A 22,719-nucleotide genomic window follows, 5' to 3' on the forward strand; every position below is an offset into this window, starting at 1 on the left:
CGCGATCCATCCGCACAACCACCCGGCCGCCCGCGTGCGGCCGGGAAAGGAGTACGGGCATGAGCGCGCCCAACGGCGACGCCGAGCTCAGCGAGTTCGGCTACACCAACACATTGAAGAGATCTCTCGGCGGCTTCCACACCTTCGCCGCCGGCGTCAGCTACATCTCGGTGCTCACCGGCACCTTCCAACTGTCCTACTTCGGTCTGTCCTTCGGCGGACCCGCCTACTGGTGGTCCTGGCCGATGGTCTTCCTCGGGCAGTTGATGGTGGCGTTGAGTTTCGCCGAGCTGGCCTCGCACTATCCCATCGCCGGATCCGTCTACAACTGGTCCAAGAAGCTCAGCGGCCAGCACGTCGCGTGGCTGGCAGGCTGGATGATGTTGCTCGCCTCGATCGTCTCGATCGCGGCGACCGCACTCGCCTACCAGAAGACGTTGCCGCAGATCTGGGGTGCGTTCCAGGTCATCGGAGACGGCTCCGGCGGCACCGAGCAAGCCGCCAACGGCGTTCTGCTCGCCAGCGCCCTCATCGTGTTCACCACCCTCGTCAACGCCTACGGCGTGAAACTGATGGCGCGGATCAACTCCGCAGGTGTCGCCATCGAGCTCGTCGCCGCTGTTCTGCTGATCCTGTTCCTCGCCGTCGCCGCCACCCGCGGCCCCGACGTCGTGCTCGACACCCAAGGCACCGAGGCGGCCTACGCCGACAACGGCGGTTACCTGGGCGCGTTCCTCGTCGCTGCCATCGCCTCCTCCTACGTGATGTACGGGTTCGACACGGCGTCCTCGCTTGGTGAGGAGTCCATCGATCCGCGCCGCAACGCTCCGCGCGCGATCCTGCGGTCGCTCGTCGCGTCCTTCGTGCTCGGCGGGCTCATCATCCTGCTGGCGTTGATGGCGGCCCGCGACCTCTCGGCGCCGGAGCTGACCTCCGCCGGATTGCAGTTCGTACTCACCGACGCACTGGGCCCGCTCGTGGGGCGCATGTTCCTGCTCGTCGTCTTCGTCGCGATCACGGTGTGCGTGCTGGCCGTGCACACCGCTGCGATCCGGATCGCCTTCGCGATGGCGCGGGACAACGCGCTCCCCGGCGGTTCGACACTGGCACGGGTGAGTCCCCGATTCCAGACGCCGGTCGTACCCGCAGTGCTCATCGGTGTGTTCGCGATCGCGTTGTTGATCGTCAACTTCGGACAGCCGCAGATCTTCACCGCCGTCACCAGCCTGGCGATCATCCTGATCTACATCTCGTACCTGCTGGTGACGGTGCCGATGCTCGTCGCGCGACTGCGAGGCAGGTGGTCGGACTCGCGTGCGCTGGCCCGGCGACAGGGCCGCTTCTCACTCGGCAAGTGGGGAATGCCGGTCAACATCGCAGCCGTGCTGTGGGGCGTCGGGATGACCACCAACCTCGCGTGGCCGCGCCGAGCCGTCTACAACGCCGAACCGCCCTACCACTGGTACCTGCAGTACAGCTCGATCCTGTTCGTCGGCGTCGCAGCAGCGGCGGGTTTCGCGTACTACTGGTTCGTGCAGCGCCACAAGATCGGAGTGCTCAGCGAGCACGCAGCCAGAGCCCCCGAGGCGCGGGCGTCCGAGCCCGCGGCCGCGACCGATGGGAGAACCTCGTGATCGAACAGTTCGACTACGTCGTCGTCGGCGGCGGCAGCGCCGGTGCCGCCGTCGCGGCACGGCTCTCCGAGGATCCGGACGTCACCGTCTGCCTCCTCGAAGCCGGACCGTCCGATGTGGACGACAAGGCGATTCTGGAGTTGAACCGCTGGATGGAGCTGCTCGAGTCGGGCTATGACTGGGACTACCTCGTCGAACCGCAGGAACAGGGCAACTCGTTCATGCGTCACGCCCGCGCCCGCGTGCTCGGGGGTTGTTCGTCGCACAACTCCTGCATCGCCTTCTGGGCTCCGGCCGAAGACCTGAACGAGTGGGAAGCATCGGGCCTCCCCGGCTGGGGCGCGAAGGACATTTTCCCGCTGTACAAGCGGTTGGAGACCAACGACGGACCCGGCGACCACCACGGTCGCAACGGCCCGGTGACGATCCGTTCGGTCCCGCCTCGGGACCCGTCCGGTGTCGCGCTGCTCGAAGCCTGCGAACAAGCGGGGATTCCCCGCACGGAGTTCAACTCCGGGCGGACCGTGACGCATGGTGCGAACTGGTTCCAGATCAACGCGCGCGAGGACGGCACCCGCTCCTCGTCCTCGGTGTCGTACCTGCACCCGATCATGGGTCGCCGCCCGAATCTGGATGTCCGCACCGACGTCCGCGCTCGGCGCGTCGCCTTCGACGGAACCCGCGCGGTCGGCGTCGACTACCTCTGCCCGGATCAGATCCACAGTCGACAGATCCGCGCGCGGCGGGAGGTCGTGCTCTCCACCGGTGCCATCGACACGCCGAAGCTGCTGATGCTCTCCGGGATCGGTCCTGCCGAGCACCTGCGCGAGACCGGAGTCGATGTTCTGGTCGACTCCCCCGGTGTCGGGTCGAACCTCCAGGACCATCCCGAGGGCGTCATCGGCTGGGACGCGAAGCAACCGATGGTCACCGACTCGACGCAATGGTGGGAGATCGGGATCTTCACCACCACCGAGGACGGTCTCGACCGGCCGGACCTGATGTTCCACTACGGGTCCGTGCCGTTCGACATGCACACCGCACGACACGGCTACCCGACCACCGAGAACGGCTTCTGCCTCACCCCGAACGTGACCCGCAGCCGCTCGATCGGCACGGTTCGGCTGCGGACACCGGATTTCCGGGACAAGCCCGCGGTGGATCCGCGTTACTTCACCGACCCGCACGACGTTCGTGTGATGACCCACGGCATCAAGCTCGCCCGTGAGATCGTGTCGCAGCCTGCGATGCGGGACTGGGCAGGAGCCGAACTGCACCCAGGGCACGACGTGCGGACCGACGACGAGATCGCCGACTACCTCCGCAAGACCCACAACACCGTGTACCACCCGGCGGCCTCGGTGCCGATGGGAACCGGGGCGAGCGCCCCGCTGGACGCACGGCTGCGGGTCAAGGGCGTGCAGGGACTGCGCGTCGCGGATGCTTCGGCGATGCCGTTCCTCGTCGCGGTGAATCCGAACATCACCACCATGGCCATCGGCGAGAAGTGCGCCGACATGCTCACCGAAGACGCCCACTGATCTGAGGCGAACGGCACTCTCGCCCCGTCTGATGAGGCGAAAGTGCCGTTCGCCCCGTCTGATGAGGCGAAAGTGCCGTTCGCCCCGTCTGATGAGGCGAAAGTGCCGTTCGCCTCGGGGCGCGGGAGTCCCGTGGTGGGTGGGGACGTTCTACTATGCGGATCATGCGTCTCGGTCTCGCTCTCCCGCAGCTCGGACACTTCGCCGACCCCTCGCTGATCGGCACCGTCGCGGCCGAAGCGGAGCGGATGGGCTACGAGAGCCTCTGGGTCGGCGAGCGGCTCCACGCGCCGCTGGATCCGCTCACGCCGTACCCGGGCGGCGGAGGGATGCCGGAGCTGTTCCGCGCGTCGATCGACCCGGTGCTCGCGCTGACGCTGGCCGCCAGTCACACCTCCCGGGCGTTGCTGGGTTCCAGCACCCTCAACGCCCCGCTGTACTCGCCGATGCAGCTCGCCCGGTCCTTCGCAGGGATCGACCAGCTCAGCGGCGGTCGTCTGCTCGTCGGACTCGGGCTGGGGTGGTGCCGCGACGAGTACGACGCCGCCGGTGTGCCGTGGCACGAACGCGGCGCACGACTGGACGAGACACTCGACGTCCTCGAAACCCTCTGGTCGCAGGACCCCGTGAAGTTCGAGGGCAAATTCTGGACCATCAGCCCGGGCACCTTCCAGCCGAAACCGGTCCAGCACCCGCCACCGGTCTACCTCGGCGGCGTGTCCCCGGCCGCGTTCCGTCGCATCGGTCGCCGCGCCGACGGGTGGCTCGGCGTACCGATGCCGGTGGAGATGCTCCGAGCGGTACTGGGCGACATCGCTGAGCATGCTCGCGCCGCCGACCGTGATCCGGCTGCGGTGCGCTCGGTGATCCGGGTGAACGCCGAACTGACCGACCACGCAGGTGAGGGCGGCGGCCCTCATCGCGGCACCGTGGAGGAGATCGGCGAGTATCTTCGCGGGCTCGCCGCGCTCGGAATCGCCGACGCGTTCGTGGACCTGCAGTTCACCACGTCGACTCCGGAGGAGCTGCTCGACGCGGCCCAGCGGATCCGGGCTGCCTGCGCCTGAACCGGATCCCGCGCGGGGTCAGCCGGAGGCCAGGGTGATGGTGGTGCCTTGGGGGAGTTCGTGGATCTGTCGGGCCAGCGGGCCACGGATGCGCATGCAGCGGGCAGCATCCTTGGCGGTGACGTTGTCGAAGTCGTAGGTCCCGCCGAGGGCGAACAGTCGCCACGGAACGAGCCGTTGGCTGTGTCCCAACGGCCCGCACTGGTCCTGCCACGCCGTCGCGTAAGCGCGGCAGCCATGGACGTCGACGTCATCGAGCAGCCATGCCGCCCAGGCTTCGAGGGTCGTGCCCAGCGGCGTGATCCGCCCGGTCTCGGAGTCGAAGGCCACCACGGTCGTGCGGTCCTGGACGGCGAACTGCACGCCGAAGAGATCCTGTCCGAAGCAGAACAGACCGTCGGCGATCCCGCCGTAAGTGTTCTTCCACATCTCCGGGTGATTCCACTGGCTCAGCTCCGGCCCGAGGCCGGGCGTTCCGGCACGGAAGACCTGGATTCCCGCGTTGCACGCGGAGAACCCGTTCACGGCGCTCAACAGACCCCCGAGTTCACCGAGAATCCCTGCGGTGGCACCGAGATCGACCGAGCGCCGCAACCCGGCCGGGCCACGGGCCCCGGAAACGAGGTGCCGCAGCGGCGAGGTCACGATCGGACCCCGGGAACCTGGGAAATGTCCACGGCGGCGAGGACCGCGTCGCGAAGCTCCGGTGTGACTGCCTCACGCATGTCAGGTTGGAGCATGACCCCGTTCGGCGCCACGTGCCAAGGCTCTTCGGAACCCCAGAGATGCAGCGACTCCAGCAGAGCGGCGGTGGCATCGCGTGTGCGGTCGAACTTGATCAACTGCCGGGCGAGCCAGAACACGGTCGGCCATTCGAAGGGCGGGAATCCACTGTCATATAGGCGAAAGGCGATATGCGGTTCACTGCAACGTCGCGCGGCTCCCCACAGCTCCAGCTGTTCGCTCGTTGTCAAGCCAACCGGGTCACGGTCGGCGAGTTCGGCGTCGACAGTACGGAGCGACTTGGGCCGCAGGGGGCTGTAGAGGTCGGTGTCGAGGCCGGTGACCAAGCTGTGCGGCGGCCTTTCCCACAGCTTTCCTTCGAGCCAATTCAACCGTGTGCCCAGAACCGTACCTGCCGGAACGACCTCACTTACACGCGCCAGCGCACTCTTCGGTTCGTCACCGGAGGCAGCCGCTCCGATCAGTACCGCCTCACTGAACGGAATGTGGTGATCGAAAAGCGTGCCGGGAGTGTCATGAAATCGGAAAATGGTTTCCTCGGCGAGTGCGCGAACGGCGGCGAACCGCTCCTGCCACCACAGCACGTCGATGGCGGCGGCCGCAGCGGGCCACACCTCGTCCGCCGAGCCATCCATCCGTGCGATGGCAAACAGCTTGTCCAGATCGCCTTGCAGCACTTTCAGCTCCGATCGTCGCTCAACACGGCTCTACTCGACCAGGATGCGAACCTGCTCGCCGCGTCCGAGTTCTTGGGCCCTGATCTGGGCATTCATCGAGGCCCCCGAACCGCGATTGTCGCTGGCAGGGATGAACTTCACCGAACTACCTTCGCCACCTTCCGCGAACATCGCCGGCGGGTACTCGTCGCGGTCGAGGTTCTCGCTGCCACGGGTCGGGATGCCGCGCAGCGCTTCGCGCCGATTGATATCAACGTTCTCCTTGTCGATCGTGACATCCGAAGGCTTGGGGTCCGTCTCCTCAATCGGGTCACGCCCCCGCGAGATGAACCCCGCCTGTGCTTCCTCGATGTGCTGCGCCGAGTCCGGGTACTTCTCGCTCTTCACGATCACCGGCTGCGGGCTCGTGTCCGGGAGGTAGTCGCCGTAGCCGGGAGGATCCTCAGCACCGAGAGCTCCGGCGGCGTCGTCCGCCGCTTCACGGACGCCCTCGGCCGCTCGGTTGGTGCCGTCGAGCAGGGAGTGGGACCGCGCGTCGGCGGATTGCTGCACCGTCGCGGCGGCATCGTCGAAGCCGACCAGGTCGAGCGCTCCCTCGGCCACGGCGCCTGCTCCGCCGACAACACCGGCCGCCGTCGTACCTGCCGCGTCGACGGCGTTGCCGAACCCGTCCACGGCGTAGTGCACGAGGTTGCCGGGAACGTCGCCCACCGTCTCGACCGCTCCGCTGAGCGCAGCGCCGATCTCGTCGAGGAACGTGGGCTTCTCCGGTGCGTCCTGCTGGGCGGCTTTCATCGCCGACGCGGCGCGGTGCCCGGCGTCATCGACCTGATCACGAGCCCGCCGGAGCCTGTCGCGGGCGGCTTGACGTTGAGGCTCACCAGGGTCGTCGAACGGGGTACCTGGTGGCGTGGGCGTGCGTTCGTATTCGGTTCGGGCGCGTTCAGTGGCGCGTTGCCCGGCCTCGTACTCGTGGATCGCTTCGCCCGCCTGCGCCTGCCCCCACTCCAGGGTGGAACAGTAATCCTGCATGGTCCGGGCGGCGTCCTGGAAGGCATCTCCGGCCTTGATCCATCTCAGCGGCTCGGTTGCGAAACGCTGCCGGAACGCGTCCCCGGCCTCACCCTGCCAGCCGCCTGCATCCAGGCGCCGGAACCCGTTCCCGATCTCGATGAACGTCGCACCATACTCGGTCAAGGTCTGTGCCGAGGTGCGAATCGCAGACGGCTCGCCCTGGACCAGCTGTTTCGGCTCGGTGGTCTCTCCCAGCTCAGCCATCGCGCTCGATCGCCGCCGCGCCGGGATCGTCCACACCGTCGAAGAAGCCTTGCAGCCTGCGTTCGTTCTCCGTGTCTGCCTGAATGTAGGCGCCTGCGGCGTCGATCATCCGCTGCGACATGTCCTGACCGTCGACGCCGCCACAAAGATCGCGTGAGCCCTTTTAGTGGCTATAGCAACCACAAAGACTCACGCGCTCTTGTCAACGTAGGCCATCAGGAAGCCGTCGTACTCCTTGCTGTCGACGCGAAAGGCGTCCCCAGCGCCCACACGCTCCTCCACTACGGCACCGTCGGTTCGCCGATCACACGATAGCCGTCAGAGCCCGCCGAGATCACCGGAATGCCGAAAAGCGCCTCGCGGGGCCGGCCGGGCCCAGTGCGCCGAAGGTCTCCTGCCGCCTACGCACACCAACCAGATGCGGTTCCCACGCCCGAACCGCCCACGCAGATCATCCCGCGCGCCCTCGACAACACCTCGTCGGCAGACAACCGGACCCGGCCGACCCCTGGCGGGGCATACCGTCTGGTCGGTACGGTGCTGTCCATGATTCCCGTCACCGCTCGGGTCGAAGCCGCCGTCTTCGACTTCGGGGGCGTGCTCACGACCTCCGGACGCGAGATGATCCGCGCATGGACCAGTGCGGAGCGCATCGACCCTGGCACGTTCTCGGCCGCCATCAAGGAGTGGATGTCCCGCCAGGCGCCGTCCGGCACCCCGGTCCACCTGCTCGAAACCGGCGAGATGCCGGTCGAGGAGTTCAACGAACGCCTCGCCGAGCGGCTGCGCACCGTCGACGGCGGCAAGGTCGAGGCCGACGGGCTACTCGGCAGGCTCTTCGCCCACAACCAGGTCGAGCAGCCGATGCTCGATCTCGTCCGGAGACTGCGCGAGCACGGCACGCGCACCGCGCTGTTGTCGAACAGTTGGGGCGCCGCCTATCCGTGGCATCTGCTGGAGGGACTGTTCGAGTGCACGGTGATCTCCGGTGAAGTCGGCCTGCGCAAACCGGACCCGCGGATTTACCGGCTCGTTCTCGACGAGCTCGGAGTCGACCCCGGGCGCGCCGTGTTCGTCGACGACGCCCGCCCGAACGTCGAGGCCGCCGAAGCCCTGGGCATGCACACGATCCTGCACACCGACGCCCCGTCCACGACGGCCGCGCTCGCGGCCCTGACAGCGCTGCCCCTGGAGCCCACATGAGCGATCTTCCCGGACTCGACCTCACCGCACTGCGTCGCTACCTGGACTCGCAGGGTTTCGAGCCGCCGCCCCTGCACGGCGAGCTGATCGAAGGCGGTCGTTCCAACCTCACCTACATCGTCTCCGGCGGAGACCGCCGGTGGGTGGTACGCCGGCCGCCGCTCGGGCACGTGTTGGCGACCGCCCACGACATGTCCCGCGAGTACCGGGTGATGAGCGCGCTGCACGACACCGCCGTCCCGGTGCCAGAGACGCTCTCCCTGTGCGAGGACACCGACGTCCTCGGTGCGCCCTTCTACGTCATGGAGCACGTGAGCGGCACGGTCCTGCGTACCCCGGAGCAGACCGAGAAGCTTGCCGTGGCGGACCGGCGGGACGTGTCGATGCGGTTGGTGGACGTCCTCGCCGACCTGCACGCGATCGACCCCGGCTCCGTCGGGCTCGGTGATTTCGGGCGGCCGGAGGGGTTTCTGGAACGCCAGGTGCGCCGGTGGAGCAAGCAACTCGCCTCGTCGCGCAGCCGGGACATCGCGGGCATCGACCATCTCGCCGAGAGGCTGGGCGAGACCGTTCCGTCCAGCACACGCACCGGCATCGTGCACGGCGACTACCGGTTGGACAACGTGTTGCTCGGCGACGAACTCGAGATCAACGCGGTGCTGGACTGGGAGATGGCCACGATCGGCGACCCGTTCACGGATCTGGGACTGCTCGCGGTCTATTGGGAAGGCTTCTCCGGGATGCCGACCAACCCGATCGCGAAGGGTGTCGGCCCGGAGTACGACTTCCCCGCCGCATCCGAACTGCTCGACCGCTACGCCGAACGCATCGGAACCGATCTGTCCACATTGAACTGGTATGTCGGGTTCGGCTACTTCAAGATCGCCGTGATCCTCGAGGGAATCCACTACCGCTACACCCACGGGCAGACCGTCGGCTCCGGCTTCGAGCACGTCGGCGCTCTCGTCGGCCCGCTCGTCGCGCAGGGCCTGGCCACGATCGGAGAGGACTGACATGGATTTCGCCTACGACGAGCGCACGGAGGAACTCCGGACGCGCATCACACGGTTCCTGGACGAGCACGTCTACCCAGCGGAAGCGGTGCTCGCCGAACAGATCGACGGCTCCGACGACCCGTGGGCCACGCCGCCGGTCGTCGAGGACCTCAAAACCGAGGCGCGCAGCCGTGATCTGTGGAATCTGTTCCTGCCCGGTGAACACGGGGCAGGACTGACGAACCTGCAGTACGCCCCGCTGGCCGAGCTCACCGGCCGCAGCCCGAGGCTCGCGCCGGAGGCGATGAACTGTTCGGCTCCGGACACCGGCAACATGGAAGTGCTGTCGATGTTCGGCACCGAACAGCAGCAACGGCAGTGGCTGAAACCGTTGCTGGACGGCGAGATCCGGTCCGCCTTCTGCATGACCGAGCCCGAGGTCGCCTCCTCCGACGCGACCAACATCGAGACACGTATCGAACGCGACGGCGACCACTACGTCCTCAATGGACGCAAATGGTGGTCCTCCGGGGCGATGAACGCGAATTGCGCCATCCTGATCGTGATGGGCAAGACGGACCCGGACGCCGAACGTCATCGCCAACAGAGCCAGATCCTGGTGCCGATGGACACGCCTGGCGTGCACGTCAAACGCGGGATGCAGGTGTTCGGCTACACCGACGGCGATCACGGCGGCCACGCCGAGATCGAGTTCCGCGACGTCCGCGTGCCCGCGTCGAACCTGATCTCCGGGGAGGGCGAGGGGTTCGCCATCGCCCAGGCGCGCCTCGGCCCCGGCCGCATCCACCACTGCATGCGTGCCATCGGCATGGCCGAACGGGCGCTGGAACTGATGTGCCGGCGTGTCAGCGATCGTGTCGCCTTCGGCACCCCGCTGGCCGAGCAGGGCGTGCTTCAGCAGTGGATCGCCGAGGCGCGGGTGCGGATCGAGACGACACGGCTGCTCGTGCTCAAGACCGCGTGGCTGATGGACACCGCGGGAAACAAGGGCGCGCACACCGAGATCCAAGCCATCAAGGTCGCGGTTCCCGAGATGGTCACGTGGGTGATCGACCGGGCGATCCAGGCCCACGGTGCGGCCGGACTCAGCCAGGACACGCCGCTGGCGAACCTCTACGCTCACGCACGCACGCTGCACATCGTGGACGGTCCGGACGAAGTCCACCGCCGGTCGCTGGCGCGCCGCGAGCTGAAGAAGTACCGCTGAGAACTCCTGTCAGAAGCGTTGCTCGGTGGTCCGGGTAGTTCCCTACCTGATGTCGACGCTCCCGCGTGGCCAGCCACGAGGTGAGATTCCGCCGCACAACCACCAGAACAGATCAACCCGCACGCCGACACCAAGGAGCATTACATGCGCGTGTTCAGCAGTCCGGAGGAACTCCACGCCGCCAAGGGTGAGGAGCTCGGCAGCAGCGACTGGATGGAGATCACCCAGGATCAGGTCGACACCTTCGCCGACGCCACCCACGACCACCAGTGGATCCACGTCGACGCGGAGCGTGCGGCGCAGGGACCGTTCGGCGGCACCATCGCGCACGGTTTCCTGACGCTGAGTCTCGTCTCGGCGCTGAACTGGCAGATCTACCGGTTCGACGGCGTCACGATGGGCATCAACTACGGGCTGAACAAGGTGCGTTTCCCCAGCCCGGTCAAGGTCGGTTCCCGTGTCCGCGCGCACACCACCCTCGCCGACGTGGTGGACACCGGTGGTGGTGTGCAGCTCACCTTCGCGACCACCGTCGAGGCCGAAGGCGCCGACAAGCCCGCGTGCGTGGCCGAGGTGCTCACCCGGCTCATGTTCTGACATGACCTGGAGGGTGTGCGGGTTGGGCTGCGTGTGTGGTTGCAGTAGCGGAACCTCACCTCGCGGTTGACTGCGGGATCGTCGACATCGAGTAGCCACCTACGCCACGTCGACGCTGTCCTCGCCAGCCGCGAGGTGAGAACCCGCCGGTGGCCGCTCTGCGTACGGGCGGGAAGACTCCTCGCGGTGTGCCCAACCCTCCCTGCCGAGCGGGGGTTCAGCCCTCGACGGGCTTGTCGCGGCTGAGGAAGTGGACGGCCTCCAGGCCGGTCGCGTCGAATACCGAGCCGTCGTGTGCTCCCGGCAGGATCGTCACGACGGGCGTGTTCTCGTGCCCTGCGACGAGCTGCATGGTCCCGTCGAAGAAGTGGTCCTTGTCCCCGATCCACACCGCGACCGGGACGTCGCCGAGCTCGTCGAGACGCAGCAGCGGGTCGTGGCTGCGCCACACCTGCTCGGACGGGAAGGCCTGGCGGACCTCGACCTCTTTCCAGTCGGTCATCAGCGCCGGGGCGAGCAGGCCCACCGCCTCCAGCGGAATCCCGCGGCGGTTGCGTTCGATGGCGTAACAGGCAGCGCCGAACCCGCCGGTGGACAAGCCCACGCACGCGTACGGCAGGCCGGTTCCGGCCTCGCCGAGCCCGCGTTCCAGCAGCCACCGTGGGATCTCGTCCTGGATCATGCTCATGAGCTCGCCGTTGAGCGAGCCGTTGTTCCAGTAGGCGTTGTAGCCACCGTCGACGGAAACGAACCCGAACGCGGGAATCGTGCCCGCCTGGTACTCGCTTTCCATCGCGGCCAGCGTGCCGAACGGGGTCGCGGTCGGCACCGGCCCGTCACGACCGTGCAGCGAGAGCACCATCGGCAGGTTCTCGGTGTTGGTTACCCCGGACGGGTAAGTGACGGTCAGTCCGACGGAGGCTTGCCGGAACTCGGAGTACACCAACTCGGTGATCGTCGTCGGCGTGTTCTCCGGGGTGATCTGCGGCGCGGGTTCGGCAGGTGGCCAGATCTCGGGAGCGGGCAGGCGCAGCGGCGGCGTGGCCTGCGGCCCCGGTGCCGCGGCGGGCGCGGAACACCCGGCGGCGACGCCACCGGCGGCGAGCCCGGCCGCCCAGGCCAGGAACCGCCGACGTCCGACTGTTCGGTCTCGCACGTGCCTCTCGCTCTCGTGACCGGCTCGCACACTGCGGACGCGACCGCAGGGGCCGCGTCCCATCGCTCCCACGTTACCGGGCCACCCGAACTCACCGGGCACCGCGTGGTGGACGTGGCACGCGGTCGCCGCCGTGCGGCTACTGGCGAACCAGCGCGACCCGGCCGACGGTGTGCCCGTCACCGACCCGTTGGACGGCGTCCGCGAGGTTCTCCAGTGAGACCTTCTCGCTGATCAGCGGCCGGACGGCCCCTTCGGCGGCGAGGCGGCGCAGTTCGGTGTGTACCTGTACGACCGCCTGCGGGGCACGCTCGGTGTAGAGCCCCCAGTGCAGCCCGAGGATCGAGTAGTTCTTGATCAAGGCGTGGTTGAGCCCGGGCGTCGGGATGGTGCCTCCGGCGAAGCCGATCACGAGGATCCGTCCTTCGAAGGCGATGCACTTCGTCGAGCGCGTGTACGTCTCCCCGCCGACCGGGTCGTACACCACATCGGCACCCCGGCCGCCGGTGAGGTCCTTGACGACCGAGACGAAATCCTCCCGGTGCCGGTCCACGACCACGTCGGCGCCGAGTTCCCGTGCGATGGCGGCCTTGTCCGGCCCACCCACGACCGCGACGACCCGAGATCCGGCAGCCTTGCCCAGTTGCACCGCCGCGCTGCCCGTACCACCGGCGGCGGCGTGCACCAGCAGCGTCTCGCCTTCGCTGAGCCCGGCCCGGCGATGCAGCCCGAACCACGCGGTCTGGTATCCGATGTAGAGCGAGGCGCCCTCGGCGGGCGAGAGCGACTCGGGAGCGGGCAACGCTCGATCGGCCTGGATCACCGCGTACTCGCCGAAACCGCCGTGCGGCAGGGCCGCCCCACCGATCACGTGATCGCCGACCGAGACACCGGAGACCTCGCTGCCGAGTTCGACGACCTCGCCGCAGAGTTCGACGCCCGGCGTGAACGGCAGCTCGGGTGAGACCTGGTACTCGCCCCGGCACAGCAACACGTCGGGAAAGTTGACGGTGCTCGCCAGTACCCGGACGACGAGTTGGCCGGGTCCTGGCTCGGGGCGGTCGATCTCCACCAGGCGGAGTACGTCGCGGGGGGAACCGAGTTCGGTGAGCTGCCATGCGTACACGGTGACGACCTCCGGGGTCTCGTGTGGGTCGCGGGATCAGGAACGAGGGGACGGCGATCGGAGCGCGTCCAGCAGCAGATCGGCGAAGTGCTCGCCCACCTGCTCGGGAGTCCATTCCCCGTCCGGCCGGAACCAGCTGCCGAGATGGTGGACGGAGCCGAAGAAGTAGTCGACGACGAGGTCGGCGGGCTTGTCGTCGCGGAACACGCCCGCGCGCTGGCCTTCCTCGACGAGTTCACGGACACGTTCGTGGTAGCGCCGCCGCTGAGCCCGGACCTCGGCCTGGGTGTCCGGATGCAACATGTGCATCGAGCGGAAGAAGATGACCGTGTCGTCCAGGTTGTCCGCCGTGGTGACCACGACGTCGGCCGCGACAGCGTGCAGCCGCCGGTCGACGGGGTCGGTGCTGGCAACGGCCTGTTCCATGCGTGCTGTCTGCACGCGCAGCACTCGGGCGTAGATCTCGTGGAGCAGGTCGTCTTTGGAGTCGAAGTAGTGGTACATGGCGCCTTTGGTGACGCCGGCGGCATCGACGATGCGCTGGACGGAGGTCGCCTCGAAACCGTGGTCGGCGAACAGTGTCGTCGCCGCAGCCAGCAGGCGTTGCGGCACCGAGTCGGTGCCCGCGTTCGCTGCTCGTGCCATCGGTTCTCCCCGTCGTGTCCCAGGATTCGTCGTAGGTCACCGCCACCGCGGCGGTCGCAGAGGGCGTTTGGGGACTGAGGGACCTCTCAGCCCGCGTCGAGCATGCGTTGCAACTTGCGCATCGAGCCCTGCCACTTGTCCGGGTCGCCGGCACGGGCCGCGTAGTACCGGGCGACCTCTGGGTGCGGCAGGATGAGGAACCTGTCGTCCTGCAGGGCTTCCAGCACCGACTCGACCACCGTCTCGACCCCGACGGCACTGTCGGCGAGGATCTGCTGACCCTGTTTCCCGCAGCGTGCCAGCATGTCCGTGCGCACGCCCTGCGGGCACAGTGCCTGCACGGTGATGCCGCGGTCGGCGTAGGTGATCGCCAGCCACTCCGCGAAGGCGAGCGCGGCGTGTTTGGTGACCGAATACGGCGCCGACCCCAGCATGGTCAACAGTCCGGCTGCCGACACTGTGGACACGAACCGCCCTTGGCCGCGTTCGAGCCAATGCGGCAGAACCGCCCGTGCCGCGCGGACGTGCGCCATCACGTTGACGTCCCACGCGTGGTCCCAGGTCTCGTCGAGCGCTTCCGGACCGCCCGCGTGGTCCACTCCGGCATTTGCGCAGAACAGATCGATGCGCCCGTGCTCGGCGAGCGCGGTGTCGACCAGGTTGCCGACGTCCTGCGCGTCGGCGGCGTTGCCGGCGACCGCCTGCGCTCCGATCTCGGCACAGAGGCCGTGCAACGCCTCGGCGTCGAGGTCACCGGCAACGACGTGTGCGCCGCGCTCCGCGAAGGCACGGCTGAGTGCGGCGCCGATGCCGTGGGCAGCGCCGGTGACGAGCACGACCTTGCCGGTGAGTTCCACGGTCACACCCCGCCGGTCAGCGTGAGGCCGCCGTCGAGGACCAGGGTCTGCCCGGTCACCCAGCCGGCGTCGGCCTCCGAGAGCAGGAACGCGGCGGCTCCACTGATGTCGTCGGGCGCACCGAGCCGCTTCAACGGATACGAGGCGGCGACGTCCTCCTCCTTGCCTTCGTAGAGGGCCGTCGCGAACCGCGTCTTGACCACGGCAGGCGCCAGTGCGTTGACCCGGATGTCGGGGCCGAGTTCGAGGGCGAGCTGCTGGGTGATCGACAGGAGCATCGCCTTGGTGGCGCCGTAGAAGCCGATGTGCGGCGCGGGACGCTTACCCGCGACCGACGCGACGTTGAGGACGGTGCCGCCGTGCTCGGCCATCCACGCGCGATGGACCTGCTGCACCCACGACAGTGCGCCGAGTGCGTTGACCTCGAAGGTCTTGCGCGCCACACCGTGGTCGAGGTCCACGAGCGGGCCGTAGGCGGGGTTGATGCCGGTGTTGTTCACGAGCATGTCGACCCGGCCGAACGTGTCGAGGGTGCGCGCGACGGTGTCGGCCTGGTGATCGGGATCGTCGGCCTTGCCCGCGACGCCCAGCGCCCGGTCGGCGCCGCCCAGCGCCTCTACCGCCTCGTCGAGGGGCCCGTCCTTGCGCGCGGTGAGACACACCTGCGCTCCTTCGGAGACGAGGCGCTCGGCGATGCCGTACCCGATGCCCCGGCTCGATCCGGTCACGATCGCGACCTGCCCGTCGAAACGCTTGTCCATGTGGATGTGGTCCCTTCCCACGCGGTGCCGGACGGACCGGTCGACGCCCAAGACCGACCAGTCGGTACGTGCAGTCAACGCGGTTCGGGAGAGCGTCGTCAACCCCCCGCGCGGCGACCCGCCTCGGCACACGAGTCGGGGCGGCTGCAGGCACGAGCACGGTCGGTGACATGACCGACACTCATCCGGCGCACGAAAGCGCACGTTTCGCGCGCCGAGCCGCTAGACTGTGGGTATGACAGTCGCGTTGGAAACCGTGCTGGCCAGGGCGGGACTGCGGGTCACCGCCACCGAGTTCCTCAGCCTGGTCGAGGACGCGGCCAAGAAGCTCACCCCCGCCCAGCAGCAACCCTCGACCCAGTTCAGCAGCGCCGAGCGAGCCGCACTCGCCGACGTGGGCCTCGACCTGTCCCCCGTCGACGCGGACGAGCACGACGCCCGTGCGCGCACGGTGGCCGAACAGGCGGTCATGCGCGACACCGCCCTGTCGGTCAACCAGGCCGCCGCCCGGATCGGCGTCGACACCAGTCGCATCCGCCACCGCATCGGCTCCGGCAGACTCGTCGGATGGAAGGATCGCGGTGGCTGGCGGCTGCCCGCGTGGCAGTTCACCGATGCCGACGTGCTCCCCGGCCTGGACAGCGTGCTCCTGGCGGTGCCGATCGACCAGCCCGCTCTGGTGCTCGCCAAGTTCATGACCACTCCGCAGGACGACCTGCTACTCGGAGACCGCCCGGTGTCCCCGAGAGAGTGGCTGATGGCGGGCGGCAGCGCGGAACGGGTGGCGACCCAGGCCGCGATGCTCGGCACCCCCGCCTAGGAACGCTCGACACCCAGACCCCCGGCTGCCCCGGCCGGAGCGGAACCTTCCACGCACGGCAGACCAGGACATCCATTGGCACGGCTCCCCCAGCCGCCGGCCCCGGCGGCGCTGCAGGCGTTGCTCCGCCGGACCGAGGACGTGATCGCGGTTCCGGCGGGGACGCGGCTCGTCCGCGTGTTCACCACCGGTGGCAACCACCCGCAGCAGTGGGACAGCTTCCGTTACGCGGGTCCGCTGCCGCACGCACGGTTCGACCCGCACCTGCCCAATTCCCGGGGCGGCCCCTCGGTCACCAGGGAACACGGGGTGCTGTACTTCTCGCTGTCGGTGCGAACCTGCGTCGCCGAGGTCTTCCAAGCCACGTCCACCGTCGACCGGTCCTCACGGAGTCCGCACCTGGTGGTTTTCCGGCCGAGACGCACGCTGCGACTGCTCGACCTCTCCGGGCTCTGGCCCACCCGCGCGGGCGCGTCGCAGGCGATCAGCAGCGGGCCGAAGGAACGCACGCAAGCGTGGGCGCGCTCGATCCGTGCCGCACATCCCGAACTCGACGGCGTCTGGTACTGCTCGTCGATGGACGGCGGAGACCCGTCACTGTGCCTCTGGGATCCGCCTTCGGCCGACGCGATGCCCGAAGCACCGGACGTGCTGCTGCCGCTCGACCACCCCGGCCTGGACGTGCCGCTCGGCAGGGTCTGCGAGGAACTCAGCTACACGCTGCTCTGAGCCGGCACGTGTGCGCCCGTAGGGCACGCCTCATACGTGACCAGCCGGGGAAGGGTGAGGGGTTCCTGCGAGCACGAAGCCCCGGAACCACTCGGGCCCCGGGGCCGTGTCGGCCGAAAGTCAGCCCTGGTCGGTTCCGGACTCGACCTGCTGCGCGTCGCGCTTGGACTTCTGCAGACTCAGATAGGTCGTGATCGCCAGGGTGAGCACGATGAAGCCCAGCGACATCCAGTTATTGATCTCCAGCCACTCGGGCACGAGGTGGTACTCGTGGAACGCGTGGATGATCAGCTTGACACCGATGAACCCGAGGATGACGGCGAGACCGGTCGAGAGGTAGACGAGCTTGTTCACCAGGCCGCCGAGCAGGAAGTACAACTGTCGAAGCCCCATCAGGGCGAAGGCGTTCGCAGCGAAGACCAGGAACGGATCCTGAGTGATCCCGAAGATCGCCGGGATCGAGTCGACCGCGAACAACAGGTCGGCGCTGCCGATCGCGACGATGACCACGAACATCGGGGTGAGGTAGCGCTTGCCGTCGATCTTCACGCTGCTCTTGGCGCCGTGGTAGTCGTCGGTGACCGGGAACAGCTTGCGCACCCACCGTACGACCGCGTTCTCCGGATCGTCGTCCTCGTCGTCCTTGTTGCGCACCATCGACAACGCGGTCCAGATCAGGAACGCACCGAAGATGAAGAAGATCCACACGAAGCGGGCGATGAGGGCGGCGCCCACGGCGATGAAGATGCCGCGCATGACGAGCGCGAGCACGATGCCGATGAGCAGCACGCGGTGCTGGTGGATCGCCGGTACCGCGAAGCCCGACATGATCACCATGAAGATGAACAGGTTGTCGACGCTCAGGGAGTACTCGGTGATGTAGCCGGTGAAGTACTCGATCGCGAAGTGCCCGTCACCGAAGAACCAGACCCCGAGGCCGAACGCGATCGCGCAGCCGATGTAGAAGACCACCCACTTGGCGGCCTCCGAGGTCGACACCTCGTGGGGTTTGCGATCGACGATCACCAGGTCGATCAGCAGCAGGACAGCGAGTCCCGCCAGCGTGGCCGCCCAGACCCACCAGGACACGTTCAACGTGTCGGTCTGTGCCTGGGCGAGTGCCGTGCTCTGCAACGGCACCGTCGTCGGGGCACCCATCGTTCACCTCCGGTTCAGGGCGTGCGCCGGGACCGGAGGTCTCCTCCACCGGTCCGACCGGCCGGCGACACCGGGGGCGAACCCGGTCCGACCAGGCACGATCCGTGATGACGATGCCGCCGCATGGGAGTACTCCCCTCCACAGCCTCGGCGATTGTTCCTGATCGACCGGAACGATCTCCACTCGAGGTGATGAGCCGCACGATCCCGCGGCCCGGAAGGTCACGCGGTGCGTATCACGTCCGGTTGCTCTTTGATTTCTGATTCATAGCGTCTGCCCCGCGGGGCCGACCCCGGTCGTCCCCGTCGCCTACTGTCGGAGCCGTGCCTGCACGCCGCCCCCGACGCAGCATAGGCTTCCTCCTGGTCGCCTTGCTGATGGTGGGTTTCGTACTCGCCGGAGCCATGCTGTGGCCGCGCGAGGACGAGGCCGCCCCGACTCCCCCGCCCCCACGCCACGCGCTGATCGACGTCGTCGACGGCCCGTCACGCGGGGAACGCGTTCAGATCGACGCGACGCTCTACTCCCCCGTCGAGACACCCGCGCCCGCCGTGCTGCTGACACACGGGTTCGGCGGCGACAAGAACAGCCTCGCCGATCAGGCCCGCGAGCTGGCGGCTCGCGGGTTCACCGTGCTCACGTATTCCGCACGGGGGTTCGGCCGGAGCACCGGCAAGATCGCACTCAACGCCCCGGAGTACGAGGTCACCGACGCCCGCCAGATCGTCGACTGGCTCGCTCGGCAGCCGGAGGTCCGGCGCGACGGGGACAACGACCCCCGCATCGGCGTCGGCGGCGCCTCCTACGGGGGCGCATTGAGCCTGTTGCTCGCGGGTTCCGACCCCCGCGTCGACGCCGTCGCCGGAATGACCACGTACAACGATCTCGGCCAAGCATTGCTGCCGAACGCCGCGTCCTCCCGCCCGATCCCCGCGCGCACACCCGCACACGGCTCGTTCGGCCCGAACGGCGTGTTCAAGCAGTCGTGGGCGGGACTGCTGTTCGCGGCAGGCGCACACGGCAACGGTGCGTCGCCACCCGGAAACGGCCCACGTCAAGGCGCAGGTGCCGGCCCTTCCACGGCGCAGCCACCCACCCCCCGGCCGCCCCGACCCGACACCCAGACCTCCACCTGCGGGCAGTTCACCGAGGCGGTCTGTGCCGCCTACGTCGAGATCGCCCAAAACGGCGCGCCGGGACCGAGGGCCCAGGCGCTGCTCGACAGGGTCTCCCCCCAGCGCGTCGCGGACCGGATCACTGCCCCCACGCTGCTCGTCCAAGGCACCCGCGACACGCTGTTCGGACTCGACCAGGCCGACGCGAACGCCCGTCAGATCGCCGCGTCGGGAACCAAGACGAAGGTCGTCTGGTTCTCCGGCGGCCACGACGGAGCGGCACCGGGACCGCAGGTGCGGCACCGCATCGGCGACTGGTTCGCGTTCCACCTCGGCGGCGTGCCCCCGGTACCGGACCCGGGGACCAGCTTCGAGTACGAAGTCAACGGACCGCCTCGCCGCAACAGCGACGGCTCGGTGCGCACCGTCACCGCACCCACGTACCCGGGAATCGGCGGGGCGGAACGCTCCGCACGCTTCACCCTGCCGCTGTCCGGCGATCTCGCGCGCGTGGTGAACCCGCCCGGCGGAAGCCCGGCGGCGACGAGCTCGCTGCCCGGTGTCGGCGCCGGAGAGGACTCCCCCGAACAGCTCGGCCGCGCGCTGGCCATGGAGGTGCCGGGGCAGGTCGCCACCTTCCGCACCGAACCCCTGACCAGCCAACTCGTCGTCTCCGGCGCGCCGCAGACCCGGCTGGCGATCTCGGCGGTGCCGGGCGAACCGAATACCGGTCAGGCGGTGCTGTTCGCGAAGCTCTACGACGTCGCCCCCGACGGAACCAAGACGCTCACCGGTAACAACGTCGCCCCGATCCGGGTGACCGGCATCCCTCAGGACGGCACCCCCGTCGAGGTCAACGTCGCGCTGCCCGGGGTGGTGCAGTCCGTCGAGGCCGGGCACCGCCTCGAACTCGCGGTCTCGACCACCGACCAGGCGTTCGCCACCCCGGAGGAAGCCGCGGTGCATCGCGTCGGCCTCGCCGGGCCGAACGCGGTGTCCGTGCCTGCCGTGCGCGGGGCGACCGCGGCCACCCACACTGTTCCGCTCGTTCCGCTCGCCGTGATCGGCGGGCTCCTCCTGCTCCTGCTGCTCGTGGGGGCCCTCGGCCGACTGTTGGCTCGGTGGCCCGCTCGGGGTGACAAAGCCCTGGCGGGGACGCCGCTGGCACTGTCCGACGTCTCCAAGTGGTATGGCCGCCGGGCTGCGGCGGTCAACGACATGTCGCTGCGGGTCGAACGCGGCCAGGTGGTCGGCCTGCTCGGACCGAACGGTGCGGGGAAGTCGACGACGCTGCGGATGCTGCTCGGGCTGGTCCGGCCGACCTCCGGCGAGATCCGCATGTTCGGCCACAAGGTGCGTCCGGGTGCGCCGGTGCTCTCGCGGGTCGGCGCGCTCGTGGAAGGGCCGGGGTTCTTGCCTCACCTCTCCGGCGTCGACAACCTACGCTCCTACTGGGCCGCGACCGGTCGTCCACTGCTGCAGGCGCGCATCGACGAAGCACTCGACATCGCCGAGCTCGGTCCGGCCGCTCGTCGCCCCGTCCGCACCTACAGTCAGGGCATGCGGCAGCGGCTCGCGATCGCCCAGGCGATGCTCGGGCTGCCCGAGCTGCTCGTGCTGGACGAGCCGACGAACGGGCTGGACCCGGCGCAGATCCATCAGATGCGGGAGCTGCTCCGCCGCTACGCCGCCACCGGCCGCACCGTCGTCGTCTCCAGCCACCTGCTCAGCGAGATCGAGAAAATCTGTACGCACGTCGTCGTCATGCACGAGGGCCGGCTGGTCACGGCGGGCAGTGTCGAGGACGTCGTCACCGTCGACGGCGGGGCGACGTTCCGGGTCGACGAGCCGGAACGCGCTGCCGATACGCTCCGCAGCATCGAAGGGCTCGGCACCGTCGAGACCGACGGCAACCTGGTGCACGCCGACCTCGCCGGGCACACTCCTGCGGTCGCGGTCAACGCACTCGTCGCCACGGGGATCGCGGTGAACCAGGTCGGACCCCGGCACCGGCTGGAGGACGCGTTCCTGCAGCTGGTCGGAGAGGAGCAGCGCTGATGTCCCACCACGACCGGGCACCCGAGCGCGAGCAGCCGTCCGGCGTGGGTGAACACGAGGACGCGCCGGAGAGCGAGGCCACCCGGGACATCGCCGGATTCGAGGCCGTCGAGGACGACGCGCTGCTCGCCCGGTACGCGTACGAGGACGAACTCCTCCTCAACGACCGCGCCGAGGACGAGCCGTTACCGGCCGGGGACGAGATCTTGCCGCCCGGGGACGACGACGCTGCCACGGCCGGAGGCGGCGACTCGGCGCGCGACCGCGACACGTACGACGAGACGGACGAGCCCCGGGACGGCGAGGAGGCGCTGCTCGCCCGGTACGCGCACGACGACGAACTCCTCCTCGACGACGGCGTGGACGACGAGGCGACGCCGGGCCACGAAACGTTGCCGGTTGAGCGTGCCGAGGACGACGTGGCGCCCGCCGTCCCGACGAGGGTCCACGTCGCGCACCAGCCGAACGGCAGCGTCGAGGGCTACCGGGCGACGAACACGCTGCCGTGGGGCGTGGAGATGCAGCGGCAACTCCGGCGGCGGCGAACCGGGATCACCTTGACGTTCCTGGCGTTGCTGCCCGTCCTGGTGTGGGCAGCGTTCGCGCTCGGTGGCAACGACGACGACGGAAGCCGTTTGGTCGACTTCGCGACGTCGAGCGGACTGAACTTCGCGACGTTCACCCTGTTCGCGTCGGCGAACTTCCTGCTCGTCGTGGTGGTCGCGCTGTTCTTCGGCGACACCGTCGCCAGCGAGGCGTCCTGGTCGAGCCTGCGCTACCTGCTCGCCGCGCCCATCCCGCGCGCGCGGCTGCTACGCCAGAAAGCACTGGTGGCCGCCTCACTGAGCGGTATCGGACTGCTCTTGCTCGCGCTGGTCGCACTCGGCATCGGTATCGTCGTCCACGGCGGCGGCCAACTGGTCAGTCCGGGCGGTCAGGCACTCGACCTGCTGCCGGGCGTGGTGAGTTTCGCCGGAGCGGTGCTCTACGTCGCGGTGAACCTGACGTGGGTCGCCGGGCTCGCCACGTGGCTCGGTGTCGCCACGGACGCGCCGCTCGGTGCGGTCGGCGGAGCGGTCGTGGTCTCGATCGTGTCGACCATTCTCGACCAGATCACCGCACTCGGAGCGCTGCGCTCCTTCCTGCCGACGCACTACGCGACGGCGTGGCGGGACCTGCTCAGCGACGAGGTCGACTGGGCGAACATGATCAACGGGACCGCTACGAGCCTCGCCTACGCCACCGCGTTCGGCGTCCTCGCCGTCCTGCACTTCTCGCGCAGGGACGTCACCAGCTGACAAGGGAGCGAACGGCACTCTCGCCCCACGA

21 protein-coding genes are annotated in these 22,719 nt (G+C 68.7%); 11 read left to right on the plus strand and 10 right to left on the minus strand.

All coding sequences use genetic code 11. From position 1 onward, the window contains the following. Positions 1 to 59 precede the first annotated feature (59 nt). From GIY23_RS14905 to GIY23_RS14915, 3 genes are all read left to right on the plus strand, one after another. Positions 60 to 1,634: an APC family permease gene (locus tag GIY23_RS14905; protein WP_154077212.1), complete on the plus strand. Its 1,575-nt coding sequence runs from the start codon at positions 60 to 62 to the stop codon at positions 1,632 to 1,634. Further along, positions 1,631 to 3,175: a GMC family oxidoreductase gene (locus GIY23_RS14910; protein WP_154077213.1), complete on the plus strand. Its 1,545-nt coding sequence runs from the start codon at positions 1,631 to 1,633 to the stop codon at positions 3,173 to 3,175. The genes GIY23_RS14905 and GIY23_RS14910 overlap by 4 nt, the downstream gene beginning before the upstream one ends. 164 nt (positions 3,176 to 3,339) lie before the next feature. Continuing rightward, positions 3,340 to 4,242, plus strand: coding sequence for a TIGR03619 family F420-dependent LLM class oxidoreductase (locus tag GIY23_RS14915; protein WP_154077214.1), 903 nt, complete (start codon positions 3,340 to 3,342; stop codon positions 4,240 to 4,242). 18 nt (positions 4,243 to 4,260) lie between these two features. Here GIY23_RS14915 and GIY23_RS14920 read toward each other — a convergent pair whose 3' ends face one another. Genes GIY23_RS14920 through GIY23_RS23245 form a run of 4 tightly spaced genes read right to left on the minus strand, consistent with a single transcriptional unit; the run spans position 4,261 to position 7,062 of the window. Then, positions 4,261 to 4,887 (minus strand): SMI1/KNR4 family protein, encoded by a 627-nt coding sequence (locus GIY23_RS14920; protein ID WP_222850170.1) that lies wholly within the window; start codon positions 4,885 to 4,887, stop codon positions 4,261 to 4,263. Further along, positions 4,884 to 5,663: a hypothetical protein gene (locus tag GIY23_RS14925; protein WP_154077216.1), complete on the minus strand. Its 780-nt coding sequence runs from the start codon at positions 5,661 to 5,663 to the stop codon at positions 4,884 to 4,886. Before GIY23_RS14925 ends, GIY23_RS14920 begins: the two co-directional genes overlap by 4 nt. 30 nt (positions 5,664 to 5,693) lie before the next feature. Then, on the minus strand, positions 5,694 to 6,941 hold the full coding sequence (locus GIY23_RS14930) for a putative T7SS-secreted protein (RefSeq protein WP_154077217.1): 1,248 nt from the start codon (positions 6,939 to 6,941) through the stop codon (positions 5,694 to 5,696). After that, the gene (locus GIY23_RS23245) at positions 6,934 to 7,062 is read right to left on the minus strand and encodes a hypothetical protein (protein ID WP_267313225.1); all 129 of its coding nucleotides are present in this window, start codon (positions 7,060 to 7,062) and stop codon (positions 6,934 to 6,936) included. Before GIY23_RS23245 ends, GIY23_RS14930 begins: the two co-directional genes overlap by 8 nt. A 425-nt stretch (positions 7,063 to 7,487) precedes the next feature. Here GIY23_RS23245 and GIY23_RS14935 point away from each other — a divergent pair, with 425 nt between their 5' ends. The 4 genes from GIY23_RS14935 to GIY23_RS14950 all read left to right on the plus strand — a co-directional run bounded on the left by GIY23_RS14935 (position 7,488) and on the right by GIY23_RS14950 (position 10,964). After that, positions 7,488 to 8,144: an HAD family hydrolase gene (locus GIY23_RS14935; RefSeq protein ID WP_154077218.1), complete on the plus strand. Its 657-nt coding sequence runs from the start codon at positions 7,488 to 7,490 to the stop codon at positions 8,142 to 8,144. After that, the gene (locus GIY23_RS14940) at positions 8,141 to 9,157 is read left to right on the plus strand and encodes a phosphotransferase family protein (RefSeq protein ID WP_154077219.1); all 1,017 of its coding nucleotides are present in this window, start codon (positions 8,141 to 8,143) and stop codon (positions 9,155 to 9,157) included. Before GIY23_RS14935 ends, GIY23_RS14940 begins: the two co-directional genes overlap by 4 nt. A gap of 1 nt (position 9,158) precedes the next feature. After that, on the plus strand, positions 9,159 to 10,367 hold the full coding sequence (locus GIY23_RS14945; protein WP_154077220.1) for an acyl-CoA dehydrogenase family protein: 1,209 nt from the start codon (positions 9,159 to 9,161) through the stop codon (positions 10,365 to 10,367). A 144-nt stretch (positions 10,368 to 10,511) separates the two neighbouring features. Continuing rightward, on the plus strand, positions 10,512 to 10,964 hold the full coding sequence (locus GIY23_RS14950; RefSeq protein ID WP_154077221.1) for a MaoC family dehydratase: 453 nt from the start codon (positions 10,512 to 10,514) through the stop codon (positions 10,962 to 10,964). A 217-nt stretch (positions 10,965 to 11,181) separates the two neighbouring features. Here GIY23_RS14950 and GIY23_RS14955 read toward each other — a convergent pair whose 3' ends face one another. From GIY23_RS14955 to GIY23_RS14975, 5 genes are all read right to left on the minus strand, one after another. Next, positions 11,182 to 12,120, minus strand: a complete 939-nt coding sequence (locus GIY23_RS14955) for an alpha/beta hydrolase-fold protein (RefSeq protein ID WP_187351892.1) — start codon at positions 12,118 to 12,120, stop codon at positions 11,182 to 11,184. A gap of 139 nt (positions 12,121 to 12,259) precedes the next feature. Continuing rightward, entirely contained in the window at positions 12,260 to 13,246 is a 987-nt protein-coding gene (locus GIY23_RS14960) for an NADPH:quinone oxidoreductase family protein (protein WP_154077223.1), read from the minus strand. A gap of 36 nt (positions 13,247 to 13,282) precedes the next feature. Beyond that, on the minus strand, positions 13,283 to 13,891 hold the full coding sequence (locus GIY23_RS14965; RefSeq protein ID WP_154077224.1) for a TetR/AcrR family transcriptional regulator: 609 nt from the start codon (positions 13,889 to 13,891) through the stop codon (positions 13,283 to 13,285). Between the two features lie 86 nt (positions 13,892 to 13,977). Continuing rightward, positions 13,978 to 14,754 (minus strand): SDR family oxidoreductase, encoded by a 777-nt coding sequence (locus GIY23_RS14970; protein WP_154077225.1) that lies wholly within the window; start codon positions 14,752 to 14,754, stop codon positions 13,978 to 13,980. Next, positions 14,751 to 15,509, minus strand: a complete 759-nt coding sequence (locus tag GIY23_RS14975; RefSeq protein ID WP_154077226.1) for an SDR family oxidoreductase — start codon at positions 15,507 to 15,509, stop codon at positions 14,751 to 14,753. Before GIY23_RS14975 ends, GIY23_RS14970 begins: the two co-directional genes overlap by 4 nt. 235 nt (positions 15,510 to 15,744) lie before the next feature. On the opposite strand from GIY23_RS14975, the gene GIY23_RS14980 reads away from it, so the two are divergent. Beyond that, the gene (locus tag GIY23_RS14980; protein ID WP_154077227.1) at positions 15,745 to 16,329 is read left to right on the plus strand and encodes a DNA-binding protein; all 585 of its coding nucleotides are present in this window, start codon (positions 15,745 to 15,747) and stop codon (positions 16,327 to 16,329) included. A 75-nt stretch (positions 16,330 to 16,404) separates the two neighbouring features. Then, complete coding sequence (locus GIY23_RS14985) at positions 16,405 to 17,058, plus strand: RES family NAD+ phosphorylase (protein WP_187351893.1); 654 nt, start codon at positions 16,405 to 16,407, stop codon at positions 17,056 to 17,058. A gap of 120 nt (positions 17,059 to 17,178) precedes the next feature. Here the strand turns inward: GIY23_RS14985 and GIY23_RS14990 are convergent, their stop codons facing one another. Beyond that, positions 17,179 to 18,153 (minus strand): TerC family protein, encoded by a 975-nt coding sequence (locus tag GIY23_RS14990; protein WP_187352173.1) that lies wholly within the window; start codon positions 18,151 to 18,153, stop codon positions 17,179 to 17,181. A 441-nt stretch (positions 18,154 to 18,594) separates the two neighbouring features. Here GIY23_RS14990 and GIY23_RS14995 point away from each other — a divergent pair, with 441 nt between their 5' ends. Together GIY23_RS14995 and GIY23_RS22675 are read left to right on the plus strand one after the other, a co-directional pair. Beyond that, entirely contained in the window at positions 18,595 to 21,390 is a 2,796-nt protein-coding gene (locus tag GIY23_RS14995) for an alpha/beta fold hydrolase (RefSeq protein WP_154078872.1), read from the plus strand. After that, positions 21,390 to 22,688, plus strand: a complete 1,299-nt coding sequence (locus tag GIY23_RS22675; protein ID WP_187351894.1) for an ABC transporter permease — start codon at positions 21,390 to 21,392, stop codon at positions 22,686 to 22,688. The genes GIY23_RS14995 and GIY23_RS22675 overlap by 1 nt, the downstream gene beginning before the upstream one ends. Positions 22,689 to 22,719 lie beyond the last annotated feature (31 nt).

It is taken from the genome of Allosaccharopolyspora coralli (assembly GCF_009664835.1).
In the GTDB taxonomy this organism is placed as follows: domain Bacteria; phylum Actinomycetota; class Actinomycetes; order Mycobacteriales; family Pseudonocardiaceae; genus Allosaccharopolyspora; species Allosaccharopolyspora coralli.